Annotated in this window: 17 protein-coding genes; 12 read left to right on the forward strand and 5 right to left on the reverse strand. The window is 61.4% G+C overall.

The window, feature by feature from the left end:
* Positions 1-41: 41 nt before the first annotated feature.
* Both KW568_RS00225 and KW568_RS00230 read left to right on the forward strand, forming a co-directional pair.
* Complete coding sequence (locus KW568_RS00225) at positions 42-467, forward strand: OsmC family protein (RefSeq protein ID WP_003253070.1); 426 nt, start codon at positions 42-44, stop codon at positions 465-467.
* Between the two features lie 75 nt (positions 468-542).
* Entirely contained in the window at positions 543-776 is a 234-nt protein-coding gene (locus tag KW568_RS00230; protein ID WP_003253067.1) for a DUF1161 domain-containing protein, read from the forward strand.
* Between the two features lie 35 nt (positions 777-811).
* Here the strand turns inward: KW568_RS00230 and KW568_RS00235 are convergent, their stop codons facing one another.
* The gene (locus KW568_RS00235; RefSeq protein WP_003253065.1) at positions 812-1,225 is read right to left on the reverse strand and encodes a hypothetical protein; all 414 of its coding nucleotides are present in this window, start codon (positions 1,223-1,225) and stop codon (positions 812-814) included.
* 55 nt (positions 1,226-1,280) lie between these two features.
* A complete protein-coding gene (locus tag KW568_RS00240) occupies positions 1,281-1,694 on the reverse strand; it encodes a hypothetical protein (protein WP_003253063.1) in 414 nt (137 codons plus the stop codon).
* A gap of 85 nt (positions 1,695-1,779) precedes the next feature.
* Here KW568_RS00240 and KW568_RS00245 point away from each other — a divergent pair, with 85 nt between their 5' ends.
* Positions 1,780-2,853 carry an aminopeptidase gene (locus tag KW568_RS00245; protein ID WP_004575265.1) on the forward strand — a complete coding sequence of 358 codons (1,074 nt, stop codon included), beginning with the start codon at positions 1,780-1,782 and terminating at the stop codon, positions 2,851-2,853.
* Between the two features lie 105 nt (positions 2,854-2,958).
* Here KW568_RS00245 and KW568_RS00250 read toward each other — a convergent pair whose 3' ends face one another.
* Positions 2,959-3,609 carry an HAD family hydrolase gene (locus KW568_RS00250; RefSeq protein ID WP_004575264.1) on the reverse strand — a complete coding sequence of 217 codons (651 nt, stop codon included), beginning with the start codon at positions 3,607-3,609 and terminating at the stop codon, positions 2,959-2,961.
* Positions 3,610-3,668: 59 nt separating this feature from the next.
* On the reverse strand, positions 3,669-4,217 hold the full coding sequence (locus tag KW568_RS00255; RefSeq protein WP_004575263.1) for a gamma carbonic anhydrase family protein: 549 nt from the start codon (positions 4,215-4,217) through the stop codon (positions 3,669-3,671).
* 66 nt (positions 4,218-4,283) lie between these two features.
* Here KW568_RS00255 and prlC point away from each other — a divergent pair, with 66 nt between their 5' ends.
* The 6 genes from prlC to KW568_RS00285 all read left to right on the forward strand — a co-directional run bounded on the left by prlC (position 4,284) and on the right by KW568_RS00285 (position 12,645).
* Positions 4,284-6,371, forward strand: coding sequence for an oligopeptidase A (prlC, locus tag KW568_RS00260; protein WP_011953137.1), 2,088 nt, complete (start codon positions 4,284-4,286; stop codon positions 6,369-6,371).
* A complete protein-coding gene (locus tag KW568_RS00265) occupies positions 6,368-6,649 on the forward strand; it encodes a YheV family putative zinc ribbon protein (protein WP_003253053.1) in 282 nt (93 codons plus the stop codon). Before prlC ends, KW568_RS00265 begins: the two co-directional genes overlap by 4 nt.
* A gap of 124 nt (positions 6,650-6,773) precedes the next feature.
* The gene (locus KW568_RS00270; RefSeq protein WP_004575262.1) at positions 6,774-8,768 is read left to right on the forward strand and encodes a M3 family metallopeptidase; all 1,995 of its coding nucleotides are present in this window, start codon (positions 6,774-6,776) and stop codon (positions 8,766-8,768) included.
* Positions 8,769-8,838: 70 nt separating this feature from the next.
* A complete protein-coding gene (locus KW568_RS00275) occupies positions 8,839-9,897 on the forward strand; it encodes a PA0069 family radical SAM protein (protein ID WP_003253048.1) in 1,059 nt (352 codons plus the stop codon).
* Positions 9,898-10,200: 303 nt separating this feature from the next.
* Positions 10,201-10,920: a carbonic anhydrase gene (locus tag KW568_RS00280; protein ID WP_003253046.1), complete on the forward strand. Its 720-nt coding sequence runs from the start codon at positions 10,201-10,203 to the stop codon at positions 10,918-10,920.
* Between the two features lie 192 nt (positions 10,921-11,112).
* Positions 11,113-12,645, forward strand: coding sequence for a SulP family inorganic anion transporter (locus tag KW568_RS00285; RefSeq protein WP_004575261.1), 1,533 nt, complete (start codon positions 11,113-11,115; stop codon positions 12,643-12,645).
* A 147-nt stretch (positions 12,646-12,792) separates the two neighbouring features.
* Here KW568_RS00285 and KW568_RS00290 read toward each other — a convergent pair whose 3' ends face one another.
* Positions 12,793-13,434, reverse strand: coding sequence for a hypothetical protein (locus KW568_RS00290; RefSeq protein WP_003253042.1), 642 nt, complete (start codon positions 13,432-13,434; stop codon positions 12,793-12,795).
* A gap of 369 nt (positions 13,435-13,803) precedes the next feature.
* Between KW568_RS00290 and coxB the strand changes: the two genes are divergently transcribed.
* From coxB to KW568_RS00305, 3 genes are read left to right on the forward strand one after another with little or no spacing between them, the layout of a single operon-like run.
* Positions 13,804-14,931 carry a cytochrome c oxidase subunit II gene (gene coxB, locus KW568_RS00295; RefSeq protein WP_003253039.1) on the forward strand — a complete coding sequence of 376 codons (1,128 nt, stop codon included), beginning with the start codon at positions 13,804-13,806 and terminating at the stop codon, positions 14,929-14,931.
* A 43-nt stretch (positions 14,932-14,974) separates the two neighbouring features.
* Positions 14,975-16,564 carry a cytochrome c oxidase subunit I gene (ctaD, locus tag KW568_RS00300; RefSeq protein ID WP_003253037.1) on the forward strand — a complete coding sequence of 530 codons (1,590 nt, stop codon included), beginning with the start codon at positions 14,975-14,977 and terminating at the stop codon, positions 16,562-16,564.
* A gap of 9 nt (positions 16,565-16,573) precedes the next feature.
* The gene (locus KW568_RS00305; RefSeq protein WP_003253035.1) at positions 16,574-17,140 is read left to right on the forward strand and encodes a cytochrome c oxidase assembly protein; all 567 of its coding nucleotides are present in this window, start codon (positions 16,574-16,576) and stop codon (positions 17,138-17,140) included.
* Positions 17,141-17,146: the final 6 nt, after the last annotated feature.

Consider the following 17,146-nt stretch of genomic DNA (forward strand, 5'->3'; position numbering starts at 1 on the left):
CTCTGAACCCTAGGTAAGCAACCCAGTGACCAGGAGGCATCATGAAAAAGACAGCATCGGCGATCTGGCAAGGTGGCCTGAAGGATGGAAAAGGTCTGCTTTCTACCGAAAGCGGCGCACTCAAGCAGAACCCTTATGGCTTCAACACACGTTTCGAGGGCACGCCCGGTACCAACCCGGAGGAACTGATCGGCGCGGCCCATGCCGGTTGTTTCTCGATGGCACTATCCATGATGCTCGGCGAGGCGGGGCTGACTGCGGAGCGGATCGACACGGCTGCAGAGGTGACGCTCGACAAGCAAGCTGACGGTTTTGCCATTACCGCTGTGCACTTGGTGCTCAGGGCCAAGGTACCGGGGGCCAGCGAGGCTCAATTCCTGGAGATTGCCAACAAGGCGAAGGAAGGCTGCCCGGTGTCCAAGGTTTTGAATGCGAAGATCAGCCTGGATGCGGCGTTGGTGGGGTGAAACGGTGCAACGGTGGTGGTTTGCTGTAGTCTAAAGAACGTCGGCAGCGCCACTGCCCTTTCCAGGAGCCGTTCCATGATTCGCGTAGCTATCGCTGTGTTGGCTTCCCTTGTCGCCACGTCTGCGCTGGCGGCCGTCAAGCCTTGCGAGGAGCTGAAAACCGAGATCGAGGCCAAGATCCAGGCCCAAGGGGTTTCGTCCTATACGCTGGAGATCGTGCCCAACAGCGAGGTCAAGGACCAGAACATGGTCGTCGGGACCTGCGATGGCGGGACGAAGAAGATCATTTATCAAAAGAATGATCGATAAGCACCAAGGCCCGGGGTTGCTAGGCAGCCCCACATTCACGGTATGCAGAACACTTCGCTAGGCTCGTTCACCACCACCTTGCGGTCGGCGTCATACAGCAGCACCTGCGGCTCCATTACCGGCGCCCGCGCTTCCAGGCGATAGCGTTCGCCGGCCTTGAAGTTGTCAAAGCGTACGGTCAGGTAGCAGGTTCGGTCCCTGGGCTCGGACATGATGCCGCCCGAGTAGATTTCATAATCGAAGCGCACCACCAGTTCGTGCTTGCCCGGCGTCACCTGAAAATATCGGCCATCGTCCAGACGCTTGCCGTCGAGGCGGTCGGCCATGATCACCCGGCCGGGGGTCATGGTGTACAGATCGACCCAGGCCTGCTTGGGGTCGACGGGCGGCAAGGGGCTGGCGCAAGCCCCCAGTGCACTGAGGGCGATCAGCATCATGGGCTGGCGCATGGCAAAACTCCCACTTGCGATTTACAAGTAACAAGCATAGCGCCGTTTGTGCGGTTCAGGTGCGCTGACAACCCGCCGGCAGCCCTTGACCCAGCAGTTTTTGCTGGTGGTCGTAGAGTTTGATCCAAGGGCGGAAGCCAATGCTGCCGGCTTGCAGCTGATAACGCTGCCCGGCGCTGAAGTCCTTGAAGGTCAGCTTGACCTGGCAATCGCGCCACAATGGCTCCTCGACGGGGCCGATATTGCTGGGGTTAACCGGAAACTGATAGCGCACGGTCAGTTCGTGGCTGCCGGGTTGAACCTCGAAATAGCGGCTGTCAGCCCAGTCACGCTCATCTACCTGCACGGCGTCCAGCGACGTATTGTCGTAACGGGTGAGGTCGATCCAGGCCTGGTTCGGGTCTGGGTCTGGCAAGGTTGAACAGGCAGAGATCAACAACAGTGAGCCGGCGACCAACAATGCACGCATGGCGAAACTCCCCCTTGGCGAGATAGTCTTGGAGCGAAATGGTGTTGAGCGAGTCAGACAGTCCCGGATGCTTCGACTTTTTCTTATGCAGCGCTCAGGCCTTGGGGCACTCGACCGCATTTTCACCCGTTTGGTTCCGCTGCTTGCGGCGCTCCTGCTGAACGGTTGCAGCAATGCCGCCTACTACGGGCAGCTGGCGCAGGGCCAGTGGCAGTTGCTGCGGGCGCGGCAGCCTGTAGCGCAGGTATTGGCCGACCCTGCTACCCCCGCACCCTTGCGCGCGCACCTGCAACAGGCCGAACAGGCGCGGCTGTTTGCCAGCCAGCAATTGAAACTGCCAGACAACCGCAGCTACCGGGTATACGCCGACCTTGGACGCCCCTACGTGGTGTGGAATGTGTTCGCCACGCCCGAGTTGTCGTTGCAACCGGTAACGCACTGCTTTCCGATTGCCGGGTGCGTGGCGTACCGCGGCTACTACCAGCAAGGCGCGGCGCGAGGCGCGGCGGCGTTGATGCGTCAGGATGGCCTGGATGTGTACGTGGGCGGCGTGGAAGCTTATTCGACCCTGGGTTGGTTCGATGACCCGATTTTGTCGTCGATGGTGGGCTGGGGCGATGAGCGCCTGGCTACGTTGATCTTTCATGAATTGGCCCACCAGCGCTTCTATGTGCAGGACGATACCGAGTTCAATGAGTCGTTTGCCTCGTTCGTCGAGCAGGAAGGCACGCGGCAATGGCGTGCAGCGCGTGGGCTGGCGGCGGTTGGCGGGGATCAGGGAAAGCAGCGCGACCAGTTTATCCGCCTGGTGTTGGCCAGCCGTGAGCGATTGCAGGCGATTTATGCGGGGCCGTTGGATGATGCACACAAGCGCCGGGCCAAGCAGGCCGAGTTTGAGCGTTTGAGGCGTGAATACCGGCAGGTGCGTGATGGCCAGGGGGGCGGTGACAAGCGCTATGACGCCTGGATGTATGGGCCGATGAATAATGCCAAGTTGTTGCCGTTCGGGCTATATGACCAGTGGGTGCCGGCGTTTGCGGCGCTGTTTCGTGAGGTGGGTGGGGATTGGGTTCGGTTTTACGCGCGGGTCGAGCATTTGGGGCGGTTGCCGATTGAAGCAAGGAAAGCGGCGCTGCAGCGTCTGATGGTTAGCCGTTGAGATTTTTGGGCCGCTTTTGCGGCCCATCGCGCCACAAGGCCCACAAAGGCCCTGCGGACGCCGATCGATGTGGGAGGACCGGCTGCAAAGCAGCCCTGCTGGCCCTCAAGCCTTGCTAAAAGCCTGATGCAAATCGGCTACCGTGGCGAAGTGGAAAGCGGGTTCTTCTGCCATCAGCTCTTCCCGGCTGCCAAACCCGTACCCCACCGCGACGGCCTGCAGCCCGTTGCTGCGCGCGCCGATCAGGTCATGCTTGCGGTCCCCGATCATCAGGGTGTGCGCCGGGTCCAGCCCTTCTTCATCCAGCAAATGGCGAATCAGCTCGACCTTGTTGGTGCGCGTGCCGTCCAGCTCACTGCCGTAGATCACCTTGAAGTGATGATCGAAAGCAAAGTGCCGAGCGATTTCGCGGGCGAACTCCCATGGTTTGGAGGTGGCAATGTACAGCGTGCGGCCCTGCCCGTTCAGGGCCTCAAGCAACTCCGGCACACCTTCGAACACGAGGTTTTCGTAAAGACCGGTCACGCGGAAGCGCTCGCGGTAGAAGTTCACCGCATCCCAGGCCTTGGCTTCGTCGAAGCTGTAGAACTGCATGAAAGCCTGCAGCAGGGGTGGGCCGATGAAGTGTTCGAGGCGGGCCAGGTCCGGTTCGTCGATGCCCAGCTTGGCCAGGGCGTACTGGATCGAGCGAGTGATGCCCAGGCGTGGGTCGGTCAGGGTGCCGTCGAGGTCGAAGAGGATGTTTTGCTGATGCATGTACAGGGTTCCACTTGAGTGCTGCGTGGCCTTCTTCGCGGGCGTGCCCGTGAATGCGGTCATTCAGGTTGATCGTAGCCTTCGGCCAGGTGCTGGTCCTTGAGCTTCACGTAGTTGCCGGCGCTGTAGGAGAAAAATGCGCGCTCCTTGTCGTTCAGCAGCCGGGCCTGTTTTACCGGGCTGCCCATGTACAGGTAGCCACTGACCAGGCGTTTGCCCGGCGGCACCAGGCTGCCGGCGCCAATGATCACTTCGTCCTCGACGATGGCACCATCCATGATGGTGCTGCCCATACCCACCAGGATACGGTTGCCCAGGGTGCAGCCATGCAGCATCACCTTGTGCCCGATGGTCACTTCGTCGCCGATGATCAGCGGGAAACCGTCCGGGTTGAAAGGCCCGGCGTGGGTAATGTGCAGCACGCTGCCGTCCTGCACGCTGGTGCGCGCGCCAATGCGGATGCGGTGCATGTCGCCGCGCACCACGGTCAACGGCCAGACCGAACTGTCTTCACCGATCTCCACGTCGCCCAGCACCACCGCCGAACGGTCGACGAAGGCCCTGGGCCCAACTTTCGGAGTGTGTTGCTGGAAGCTGCGAATGGCCATGATAGCGTCTCTCATCTGTGCCGATAGGCAGGCTGCCTGCTGCGGTCGGCGTCGATTGTAATTAAGATGGGGCAGTGTTTCTTCTGCCAAGGTATCCAAACCGTGACTGCGAACAACCCGCTTCTGCAATCCCACGATCTGCCGCCCTTCTCGCAAATTCGTGCCGAACACGTGTTGCCGGCGATCGAAGCGATCCTGGCCGACAACCGTAAAGCCATTGCCGAGATCCTCGAAAAGCAGGGCAAGAACCCTACATGGGCCGGCCTGGTGCTGGCCATGGACGAACTGAACGACCGCCTGGGCGCCGCCTGGAGCCCGGTCAGCCACCTCAATGCGGTGTGCAACAGCGCCGAGCTGCGCGAGGCTTACGAGTCTTGCCTGCCAGCCCTGAGTGCCTACTCTACCGAACTGGGCCAGAACCGCGCGCTGTTCGAAGCCTACCAGGCGCTGATCAACAGCCCTGAGGCTGCCGGCTTCGACGTGGCGCAAAAGACTATCCTCGAGCACGCCTTGCGTGACTTCCGCTTGTCGGGTATCGACCTGCCGGCGGACAAGCAGCAGCGTTACGCCGAAGTGCAGAGCAAGCTCAGCGAGCTGGGCAGCCGTTTCTCCAATCAGCTGCTCGACGCCACCCAGGCATGGACCAAGCATGTTACCGACGAAGCTGCGCTGGCCGGCCTGACCGATTCGGCCAAGGCGCAGATGGCCGCTGCAGCCCAGGCCAAGGGCCTGGACGGCTGGCTGATCACCCTCGAGTTCCCCAGCTACTATGCGGTGATGACCTACGCCAGCGACCGCGCCCTGCGCGAAGAGCTATACGCCGCCTACTGCACCCGCGCCTCCGACCAGGGCCCGAATGCCGGCCAGTTCGACAATGGCCCGGTGATGCGCGAAATCCTCGACCTGCGCCAGGAGCTGGCCGAACTGCTGGGCTACAAGAACTACGCCGAGCTGAGCCTGGCCACCAAGATGGCCGAGTCCAGCGACCAGGTGCTGAGCTTCCTGCGTGACTTGGCCAAGCGTTCCAAGCCGTTCGCCGCCCAGGACCTGCAACAGCTCAAGGCCTACGCTGCCGAACAAGGCTGCCCCGAGCTGGCCAGCTGGGATGCCGGCTACTTTGGCGAGAAGCTGCGCGAGCAGCGCTACAGTGTGTCGCAGGAAGCCCTGCGCGCCTACTTCCCGATCGACAAGGTGCTGGGCGGCCTGTTCAGCATCGTGCAGCGCCTGTACGGCATCGAAATCGCCGAGCTCAAGGGCTTCGACAGCTGGCACCCGGACGTACGCCTGTTCGAGATCAAGGAAAATGGTCAGCACGTTGGCCGTTTCTTCTTCGACCTGTACGCCCGCGCCAACAAGCGTGGCGGCGCCTGGATGGACGGCGCCCGTGACCGTCGCCGCACTGCCGGCGGCCAGCTGCAGAGCCCGGTGGCCAACCTGGTGTGCAACTTCACCCCGGCCGCGCCCGGCAAGCCCGCCTTGCTGACCCATGATGAAGTCACCACCCTGTTCCACGAATTCGGTCACGGCCTGCACCACATGCTGACCCGCATCGAGCATGCCGGCGTGTCCGGCATCAACGGCGTGGCCTGGGATGCGGTCGAGCTGCCAAGCCAGTTCATGGAAAACTGGTGCTGGGAGCCGGAAGGCCTGGCACTGATTTCTGGTCACTACGAAACCGGCGCCGCCCTGCCCCAGGACCTGCTGGACAAGATGCTGGCCGCGAAAAACTTCCAGTCGGGCATGATGATGGTGCGCCAGCTGGAGTTCTCGCTGTTCGATTTCGAGCTGCACGCCAGCCATGGCGACGGCCGCAGCGTATTGCAGGTGCTCGAAGGTGTGCGTGACGAGGTGTCGGTCATGCGCCCGCCGGCTTACAACCGCTTCCCCAACAGCTTTGCGCACATTTTCGCGGGCGGTTACGCGGCGGGCTACTACAGCTACAAGTGGGCCGAAGTGCTGTCGGCTGACGCCTTCTCGCGCTTCGAGGAAGAAGGCGTGCTGAACGCCGAGACCGGCCGCGCCTTCCGCGAGGCGATCCTGGCCCGTGGTGGTTCGCGCGAGCCGATGGAGCTGTTCGTCGACTTCCGTGGCCGTGAGCCTTCCATCGATGCATTGCTGCGCCACAGTGGTCTCACCGAGGACGCTGCAGCATGAGTGAGGTAGCTGTGAACAAGACCAAGAAGCGCTTCATTGCCGGTGCCGTGTGCCCGGCGTGCAGCGAGCCCGACAAGCTGATGATGTGGAACGACGACGGCGTACCGCATCGCGAGTGCGTGGCTTGCGGCTTTACCGACACCCTCAACGAGCAGGGCTTGTCGGTGCCGAAGGAACTCGGCACCCGGGTCAACCACCTGGCGCCGAAAGCGGCGCCGGCCAAGGTGCAGACCGTGCAGTTCTTCCCAAATCCGAAGCTGAAAAAGCCGGCTGAGTGATCCTGTCGTGCCGCCCGGGTGCAATGCCCGGGCAGGCATGGACAGGTGTTAGATAGTCAGGCCACCTGGCGCACGCGGGCCATGCAAGCTCTCTTGCTCATATCTATCAGCAAGGTGATGCACCATGGCCAACCCTCTTCTGCAAGATAGCCATATCCCCGTCGATTACTCTTCCATCACCCTCGAAAACATGCAGGCGGCGTTCGCTGCCGTGCTGTTGGCGCACGAGCAAGGTGTCGAACGCATCATCCTGGACCAGCGGGCCATGCCCACCTGGGATGACATGGTGCTGGCGTTGGATGGGCTGGATAGCCGGCTGCTGGCAGTGTTGTATGCCGCCTCACCACTGGTCGGCCGGGATACGGCGTGGGCCAACGCCATCATTGATTTCTACGGGAAAGTGACGGCGCGCTTCGAGCAAAAATTCGCCAACACGGTTTTGCATGATCTGTATGCACGCTTGGCCGGCAGTGACATCGGCAAGCAACTGGATGTCGGGAAGCGTGCCACTTTGCGTTGGCACCTGGACAAGTTCGTCGCTAGCGGGGCGTTACTCGACACCGCAGGCAAAGCGCATCTGGCAGACCTTCAAACGCAGATTGGCACTGCACGCGAGGCGTTCCGCAGCAACATCGACCGGCCTGGGTTGAACATCACCGATGAAGCGGAGCTGAGCGGCATCCCGCAGCGGGTACGTGACGAATTGGCTGCAAGCGCACAGCAAGCAGGTAAGCAGGGGTGGTTGATTGCGTGTGACACGGTGACTACGCGTGAGGTGCTCAAACATGCTGCCAACCGCCAGCTCCGTGAGCGTGTGTACCGGGCTTTTCACGCCCGTGGCGTCAGCCATGATCGGCAACAGGACAACCGCATGTATCTGCAGCAACAGGCGCAATTGCTTGAGGAGAAGGCCCTCCTGCTCGGTTATTCCGGCCATCTGGAGCAGAGCCTGCAGGTGAAGAGTGCGGGTTCGGTAGCCCAGGTGCGCGGCTTTCTCCACGATCTGGCCGATCATGTGCGACCTGCCATGTTGCGGTGGCGTTCGCAGGTGGAGTGTTGGGCTGCCGAGCAGGGCCTGGGCAAACCCCAACCCTGGGATTTCGAGTACCTGCGGTGTGCTTCGCGCAGCGAGTTTCCTGCCGAAGCGCTGCGCGATTATTTCCCGCTGAATACCGTTGTCAGTGCGTTGCAGCAATTGGCGCAGACGTTGTTTGGTGCAGTGCTGCAGCCCAAAGCGCTGCCTGTCTGGGATGACAGCGTGCAGCCGTTCGAGGTGTGGCAGGACAGCGCTTTCATTGGCTTTCTGTATCTGGATGCCGTGCAACACGCAGGCAAGCAGCCAGACGCGGTGTTCACCACCTATGTAAGGCATCGCCGGGTCGATGCAGAGGGTATCTGCCAGGCAGCCTCGGTGGTGGTGTTCAGTGATGTGCCGCAAGCGCTGTCAGGTTCGCAGCCGTTGCTCGATCATTTGTCACTGCGCAAGCTGTTCCATGAATTCGGCCATGCCCTGCACCACCTGCTGGTACGTACGACGAACCACGTCATGTCCAATGTGACCGAGCTGGGCACCGATGGTGTGGAGTTGTTCGGCAAGCTGTTCGAACGTTGGGTCTGGGACGCGGACTACCTGCTGGCGATCTCGGCGCGCACGCACGACGGCCACCAACTATCCCGCGAGCAAGCCGATGAGTGCCTGCGGCAGCTACGGCAGCAGGGCGTGGAGGAGATCGCGGGTGATCTGTGCCTGGCGCTGTTCGACATGGACCTGCATGGCACACCAAACGATGGCAGGACCTTTGAACAGCGACTGGGTGATGCCCGCGCGCGTTGCGGTTACTGGCCACTCGCTGACTTTGAACATCCGGCGCATGCCTTCGACCACCTTGTGAACGGCTACGATGCGGGTTACTACGCCTATCTGTGGTCGGATGTGCATGCCTTCGATGTGTTCACCCGCTTCGAAGCCGAGGGCCTGTTGAACGGAGCCACGGGGCGGGCACTGCAGGAAGCACTGTTCGCCCCAGGGGCATCGCGCCCATTGCGTGAAGGCATCGAGGCGTTTCTCGGGCGGCAATCGAGCCAGGCAGCGTATCTCAGCTGGCATGGCCTGAAGTAGTCAGACCAGAGGTGCTGGAAAGATCCCGGCATGCGCGATACTGTATATGAATACAGTATTCAGGTGAGCCATGATTCCTCCAGCACCGCAAAAGGGCCGTGGCACGGCGCACAATCCACACAACCGCTTTGCCCCTGGTCATTCGGTGGCGGAAGATGATGGCTGGTACCAGGAAGTGCCGCAAACCCAGGGTACCGAGGTGCGGATCGAGACAGCCAAGTCGGTGATCAGCCGCAACACTTCACCCGACCTCCCTTTCGATCGCTCCATCAACCCCTACCGTGGCTGCGAACATGGCTGTATCTACTGCTATGCCCGCCCCTCACACGCCTACTGGGACCTTTCTCCCGGCCTGGATTTCGAGACCAAACTGATTGCCAAGACCAACGCCGCCGAGGTGCTGGCACAGCAATTGAGCAAACCGGGCTACGTGTGCGCGCCGATCAATCTGGGCTCCAACACCGACCCGTACCAGCCGATTGAGCGCGAACAGTTACTGACTCGGCGCTTGCTCGAAGTGTTACTGCGTTTTCGTCACCCGGTGACCATTGTCACCAAGGGTTCACTGGTGCTGCGCGACCTCGACCTGCTGGCCGAGATGGCCCGCCAGCGCCTGGCACGGGTGATGATCAGCCTGACCACGCTGGACGACGGCCTCAAGCGCGTGCTCGAACCCCGAGCGGCCTCACCCGGTGCGAGGTTGAGGGCCATCCGGGTATTGCGTGAAGCGGGCGTACCGGTGGGTGTTTTGTGTTCGCCGATGATTCCGATGATCAACGACAGTGAGCTGGAACGCCTGCTGGAGGCGGCGAAGGAGGCCGGTGCGCAAAGTGCGGCGTACATGATGCTGCGCCTGCCGCTGGAGGTGGCGCCGTTGTTTGAGCAGTGGTTGCAGGATCATTACCCGCAGCGGGCAGCGCATGTGTTGAGCCTGATCCGCCAGAGCCGTGGTGGCGAGCTGTATGACAGCCGGTTCGGTGTGCGCATGCGTGGTGAAGGGGTGTTTGCCGAGTTGCTGGCGCAGCGCTTTGCCAAGGCAATGAAACGGCTGGACTTCGAAGGGCGCGAGGCGCAGGCGCTGGATTGCTCGGCGTTCTGCCCGCCGGGTGGGCAGATGGCGCTGTTCTGACATGAACCCGCCCCACCAAGGGCTGCGCATTGCTCACAACGCAACTAATAACAACCAATAATTGCGCTAATACATATTGGCAGCTGATGTTTTTTTGCTATTATCCAGTTCCCGCCTTTTTCATCTGGAACGCCCGTTCTAGAGCCTTCGAATTAAGTTTCAGTTAAGTTTTCCCCGCTAGCGTAGGTAATAAGTCCACAGCGACTGTGATCTATGGCCCGTGCGTGTCATCTAAAACCCTGCATAGCCTGAATCTTTCACCGGTAAAATGGATTTACCTACACACCGTCAAGAGGATGAATCATGCCCGTCAAGGACCCATCCAAGGTCGTACCGCAGGTCCCCGCGGAAAGCGCCGATGCTGCCCTTAAGCACATCGTCGACGGCTTCCTGCGCTTTCACCATGATGTTTTCCCAGATCAGCAAGAGCTGTTCAAGAAGCTCGCCACCGCGCAAACACCACGCGCCATGTTCATCACCTGTGCCGATTCGCGCATCGTTCCCGAGCTGATCACCCAGAGCTCGCCAGGCGACCTGTTCGTGACCCGTAACGTGGGTAACGTGGTACCGCCTTATGGCCAGATGAACGGCGGCGTTTCCAGCGCCATCGAGTACGCCGTAATGGCGCTTAAAGTTCACCACATCATCATCTGTGGCCACTCTGACTGTGGCGCCATGCGTGCGGTACTCAACCCGCAGTCGCTGACCAAGATGCCTACCGTTGGCGCCTGGTTGCGCCACGCTGAAGTGGCCCGCACCGTGGTCGAGAACAACTGCTCCTGCGGCAGCGAACACGAGACGATGCAAGTGCTGACCAAAGAGAACGTCATCGCCCAGCTGCATCACTTGCGCACCCATCCTTCGGTGGCTTCGCGCCTGGCAGCCGGTGAGCTGTTCATTCATGGTTGGGTGTACGACATCGAGACCAGCAAGATCGAAGCCTACGACGCCGCCAGCGACAGCTTCCTGCCCTTGGCCGCGGGTGAACCCGTTCCCTGCGCCACTCCGAGAGGCCGCTACTAAGCGACCCGTCCGCCGCTAGAACCTTGATAGCCGGCTGCACCCTGCAGGGGTGTGGCACGGCATTCGGCTGCCTTGAATTCCCTGACTGCCCTGCCGGCGTGCTCGCTGGCGGCCCGCGCCTGCGCGCTTGTCAGGGGCAAACGTGCCCACGGCCAGGGGAATGGCCGTGCGACTAGAGAAAGGAGAAACACGGTGAACATTACACAGTTGAAAGCGGCCCTGCCGCGTGAGTTGCTGGCGTCGGTGGTGGTCTTCCTGGTGGCCCTGCCGTTGTGCATGGGCATTGCGATCGCTTCTGGCATGCCGCCGGCAAAAGGCCTGATTACTGGGATTATCGGCGGCATTGTCGTCGGTTTCCTTGCTGGGTCGCCGCTACAGGTCAGCGGCCCCGCTGCCGGTCTGGCGGTACTGGTGTTCGAGCTGGTACGCCAGCACGGCATGGCCATGCTCGGGCCAATCCTGTTGCTGGCCGGCCTGTTGCAGTTGCTGGCCGGTCGCTTGCGCCTGGGCTGCTGGTTCCGCGTGACCGCGCCGGCGGTGGTTTACGGCATGCTCGCCGGGATTGGCGTGTTGATCGTGCTTTCGCAGGTGCATGTGATGTTCGACACCGCGCCGCAACCGTCGGGCCTGCAGAACCTGCTGGCGTTCCCGGCAACGTTGTCGGCAGCCCTGCCACAGGAGAGCACCGGCGCCGGCTGGATGGCCGGGGCGCTGGGCCTGGGGACCATCGCCATCATGTGGGGCTGGGAGCGCTTGCGGCCGCAGCGGCTGCGTTTCGTGCCGGGTGCATTACTCGGCGTGGCCAGCATGACCGCTATCAGCCTGTGGCTGGCCTTGCCGGTGAACCGCGTGCAAGTCCCGGCCGACCTGTCCGAGGCCATCGACTGGCTTCGTCCGGCGGACCTGATGCAGCTGGCCGACCCTGCCCTGTTGGTCGCCGCTTTTGCCCTGGCGTTCATTGCCAGCGCCGAAACCTTGCTGTCGGCCGCAGCAGTGGACCGCATGCACAGCGGCCAGCGCTCGGACTTCGACCGCGAACTGTCGGCTCAGGGCATCGGCAACATGCTGTGCGGGGTGCTGGGTGCCCTGCCGATGACCGGGGTAATCGTGCGCAGCTCGGCCAACGTCCAGGCCGGGGCGCAAACCCGGGCCTCGGCAATCTTCCATGGCTTGTGGTTGCTGGCCTTCGTGGTGGCGCTGAGCAGCGTGCTGCAGCAGATCCCGGTGGCGAGCTTGGCGGGGGTGTTGGTGTTTACCGGGGTCAAACTGGTCGACTTCAAGGCGTTTCGCGGGCTGGGCCGTTATGGGCGCATGCCGATGTTCACCTACGCGGCGACTGCGCTGGCGATCATCTTTACCGACCTGCTGACCGGTGTGCTGCTGGGCTTTGCCCTGACCTTGCTGAAGCTGGCGTTCAAGGCGGCGCGGCTGAAGATCAACCTGGTGAGCCTGGCCAAGGATGGGCACATGGAACTGCGCCTCAGTGGCGCGGCGACCTTCCTGAAGGTGCCGGCGCTGACCCAGGTGCTGGATACCGTACCGGCGGGCACCACGCTGCATGTGCCGCTGGGGAACTTGAGCTATATCGACCACTCGTGCCTTGAGTTGCTGGAGGACTGGAGCCGCAGCAATTCTGCCAATGGGTCACGGTTGCTGATAGAGCAGCGGCGCCTGAAGCGTCGGATCGAGGGGCGGTTGCGGACTACGGCGGGGGTTGGGGCGTAGGAGCGGGTTTACCCGCGAATACGGTAGCGGCGGCAACGGTGATCGGCGGGTGGAGATAGGCCAGCAGGGCCGGCCCTTTCGCGGGTGAACCTGCTCCTACGACGGCCTGCGCCGAACCACCGATGCACCTAGGCCGTTACAGGTCTATCAGGCCGGCTGACCCAGCTCGACACCCAGTTGGCGCGAAAGGCACGGCCAGCGCTTCCACGCCTCGCCAGTTGCCGGGCTGCTCAGCTTCTCTCGATAGGCCTCCACCGATTCAACCGCAAAGCTCTCGTCATTGAGCATTTCGTCGACCGAGTGGTGCACCACTTCATCCAGCTGGTTGGCAAAGCTTTCGCCAATCAACTGGTGGGCAATCAGGTTGGCGACCGTGGTGTCGACCGGAATCAACGGCTGCTGGAAGTGGCGAATGTACAAGTCATTCACCTCTTCCACCAGGCGGTGCGCCAGGTAGGCTTCATCCAGCAGGCAGTCCAGGCCTACATGCCCTTGCATCACGCTGGGCGGCTGCAGGAAATAGGCTTCGGCAATTTTCAGTACAGGTTTGATCTGCGATTCGATCCCGGCTTCGCGGGCGACCTCGTGGGCGGCCTCCAGCAGTTCCGGAACCTGATCGATGTAGGCGCTGACGAAGCGCGCCAAAGTACCCTGGGCGTCCTGCTCAGGCAGTTGGATCGAGGGGTGCAGATGGGGCAGTTGCAGCTCGAGACGCTGTTTCAATTGGCCGGTCTGGCCTTCATGTTGATGGGCTTGGCTTACCTGCTCGCGTACAGCAGCGATGTTCATGACAACTCCAGGGACATTACGTTTCAAACGGAAGACACTAAATTAGCTCGGTATACAGAATACCTAAGACGTATTTGTTATAAACCGCGCAAACGTGTGCTATGTCTGGCATAACCAGATGCCATTATTTAGCCATGACCTCTCAAGCGCGCGGTTTTCAGGCTATCTGGCTATTTCGTGAAGTTCATTTCACAGGCTTCATTGCGTGCCATTGGTCGCTGTCTATACTCCCGGTGAACGTGATTCGTTGATGAGGCCCGACTGCTTTTAGCAGGGGCTCGGTCGTCGAAGCCATGCAGTCTTGACCGCCGTTCCCTCTTGCCGCAGGCCACGCCTCCGGGACAACAAGAATTAGAAGGGGAACCCGCAATGATGCGACATCCACATGTCTGGATGGGCCTCCTGTTGTGGTCGGTTTTTGGCCAGGCAAACGCCGCCTGGACCGTGAACATGCACCCAGGGGCGACGGAAGTCTCCAACGCCGTCTTCGACCTGCACATGACCATCTTCTGGATCTGCGTGATCATTGGCATCGTGGTGTTTGGCGCGATGTTCTGGTCAATGGTCATCCACCGCCGCTCCACCGGCCAGCAGGCTGCGCATTTCCACGAGCACACCTGGGTGGAAATCCTCTGGACGGTAGTTCCCTTCCTGATCCTGGTGGCCATGGCCATCCCGGCCACCAAGACGCTGATCGACATCTACGATGCCAGCGATTCGGACATCGACATCCAGGTCACGGGGTACCAGTGGAAATGGCACTACAAGTACCTGGGCCAGGACGTGGAGTTCTTCAGCAATCTGGCCACCCCCACCGACCAGATCCACAACAAGGCGCCCAAGGATGAGCATTACCTGCTGGAAGTCGACCAGCCGCTGGTGCTGCCGGTGGGCGCGAAAGTGCGCTTTCTGGTCACTGCTGCCGACGTGATCCACTCCTGGTGGGTGCCAGCCTTCGCGGTCAAGCGCGACGCCATCCCAGGCTTTGTCAACGAAGCCTGGACCCGGATCGAAAAGCCAGGCATCTACCGCGGCCAGTGTACCGAGCTGTGCGGCAAAGACCACGGCTTCATGCCGGTGGTGGTCGAGGTCAAGTCCAAGGCCGATTACGACACCTGGCTTGGCGAGCGCAAGGCTGAAGCCGCCAAGCTCAAGGAGCTGACCAGCAAGGAATGGACCCTGGAAGAGCTGGTGGCGCGAGGCGACAAGGTCTACCACACCACCTGCGTGGCCTGTCACCAGGCCGAAGGCCAGGGCCTGCCGCCAATGTTCCCGGCGCTCAAAGGCTCGAAGATTGCCACCGGGCCGAAGGAAGGCCACCTGAGCATTGTCTTCCATGGCAAGCCCGGCACGGCCATGGCCGCTTTCGGCAAGCAGCTGTCGGAAGTCGACATCGCTGCTGTGGTCACCTACGAGCGCAATGCCTGGGGCAACAACAAAGGCGACATGGTGACGCCGAAGGACGTGCTGGCGCTGAAGCAGGCAGAAGCCAAGTGAACCGGGTTACTCGCGGCAATCAATGGATTGCAGGAGACAGGACATGAGTGCAGTGATCGACGACCACGCCCACGGCCATGACCATGCGCACGGCCCGGCCAAGGGCCTGATGCGCTGGGTGCTGACCACCAACCATAAAGACATCGGCACGATGTACCTGTGGTTCAGTTTCATCATGTTCCTGCTCGGTGGCTCGTTTGCCATGGTGATCCGCGCTGAGCTGTTCCAGCCGGGTTTGCAGATCGTGGAGCCGGCGTTCTTCAACCAGATGACCACCATGCATGGCCTGATCATGGTGTTTGGCGCGGTGATGCCGGCCTTCGTCGGCCTGGCCAACTGGATGATTCCGCTGATGATCGGCGCGCCCGACATGGCCCTGCCACGGATGAACAACTTCAGCTTCTGGCTGCTGCCGGCGGCCTTCCTGCTGCTGGTATCGACCCTGTTCAGCCCGGGCGGAGGGCCGAACTTTGGCTGGACGTTCTACGCACCGCTTTCCACCACCTATGCGCCAGCCAGCGTCACCTTCTTCATCTTCGCCATCCACCTGATGGGTATCAGCTCGATCATGGGGGCGATCAACGTGATTGCCACCATCCTCAACCTGCGTGCCCCCGGCATGACGCTGATGAAAATGCCGCTGTTCGTCTGGACCTGGCTGATTACCGCGTTCCTGCTGATTGCGGTGATGCCAGTACTGGCCGGCGTGGTAACCATGATGCTGATGGATATCCACTTCGGTACCAGCTTTTTCAGTGCCGCAGGTGGCGGTGACCCGGTGCTGTTCCAGCATGTGTTCTGGTTCTTCGGTCACCCTGAGGTTTACATCATGATCCTGCCCGCCTTCGGTGCGGTCAGCTCGATCATCCCGGCGTTCTCGCGCAAGCCGCTGTTCGGTTATACCTCGATGGTGTATGCCACCGGCGCCATTGCCTTCCTGTCATTCATCGTCTGGGCCCACCATATGTTCGTGGTCGGCATCCCGGTGGTCGGCGAGTTGTTCTTCATGTACGCCACCATGCTGATTGCCGTGCCCACCGGGGTGAAGGTATTCAACTGGGTCAGCACCATGTGGGAAGGTTCGCTCACCTTCGAAACGCCGATGCTGTTCGCCATCGCCTTTGTCATCCTGTTCACCATCGGTGGTTTCTCCGGGTTGATGCTGGCGATCGCCCCGGCGGACTTCCAGTACCACGACACTTACTTCGTGGTGGCGCATTTCCATTACGTACTGGTGCCTGGTGCAATTTTCGGCATCTTTGCCTCGGCCTACTACTGGCTGCCGAAATGGACTGGCCACATGTACGACGAAACCCTCGGCAAACTGCACTTCTGGCTGTCGTTCATCGGCATGAACATGGCCTTCTTCCCCATGCACTTCGTAGGCTTGGCCGGCATGCCACGGCGCATCCCCGACTACAACCTGCAGTTCGCCGATTTCAACATGGTGTCGTCGATCGGCGCGTTCATGTTCGGCGCCACGCAGATCTTCTTCCTGTTCATTGTCATCAAGTGCATCCGCGGTGGCGCGCCGGCACCGGCCAAACCCTGGGATGGCGCCGAGGGCCTTGAGTGGTCGATACCCTCGCCTGCGCCCTACCACACCTTCCAGACACCCCCGGAAGTGAAATAGGAACCCGCCATGAACGGCCTGTCGGTGAAACGCCTGGTAACGCGCCTGTTGATGCTGACGGTGGTGATGTTCGCCTTCGGCTTCGCGCTGGTGCCGATCTACGACGTCATGTGCAAAGCGTTCGGTATCAACGGCAAGACCGGCGGCCAATACGAAGGTAGCCAGGTCAGTGACCCGACGCGTGCTGTGCGGGTGCAGTTCATGTCGACCAATGCCAGCGACATGGTCTGGGACTTCTACTCCACTGCCGACCAGCTGGAGGTCAACCCGGGGGCGGTGAACCAGATGATCTTCATTGCCCACAACCCGACCGACCGGCCGATGAGTGCGCAGGCAATACCCAGCATTACCCCGGCCGAGGCCGCGGCCTACTTCCACAAGACCGAGTGCTTCTGCTTTACCCAGCAGGTGCTGCAGCCCGGCGAACGCATCGAGATGCCGGTGCGCTTCATCGTCGACCGCGACCTGCCGGCCAGCGTGAAGCACCTGACACTGGCCTACACCTTGTTCGACATCACCGCTCGCCACCCGCCGGTCGCGCACGTTGCGGCGCAGGACGTCCAGGGCGCCCGTTAAGGGAAG

Source organism: Pseudomonas sp. HD6515, assembly GCF_024971855.1.
Classification (GTDB): Bacteria; Pseudomonadota; Gammaproteobacteria; order Pseudomonadales; family Pseudomonadaceae; genus Aquipseudomonas; species Aquipseudomonas alloputida.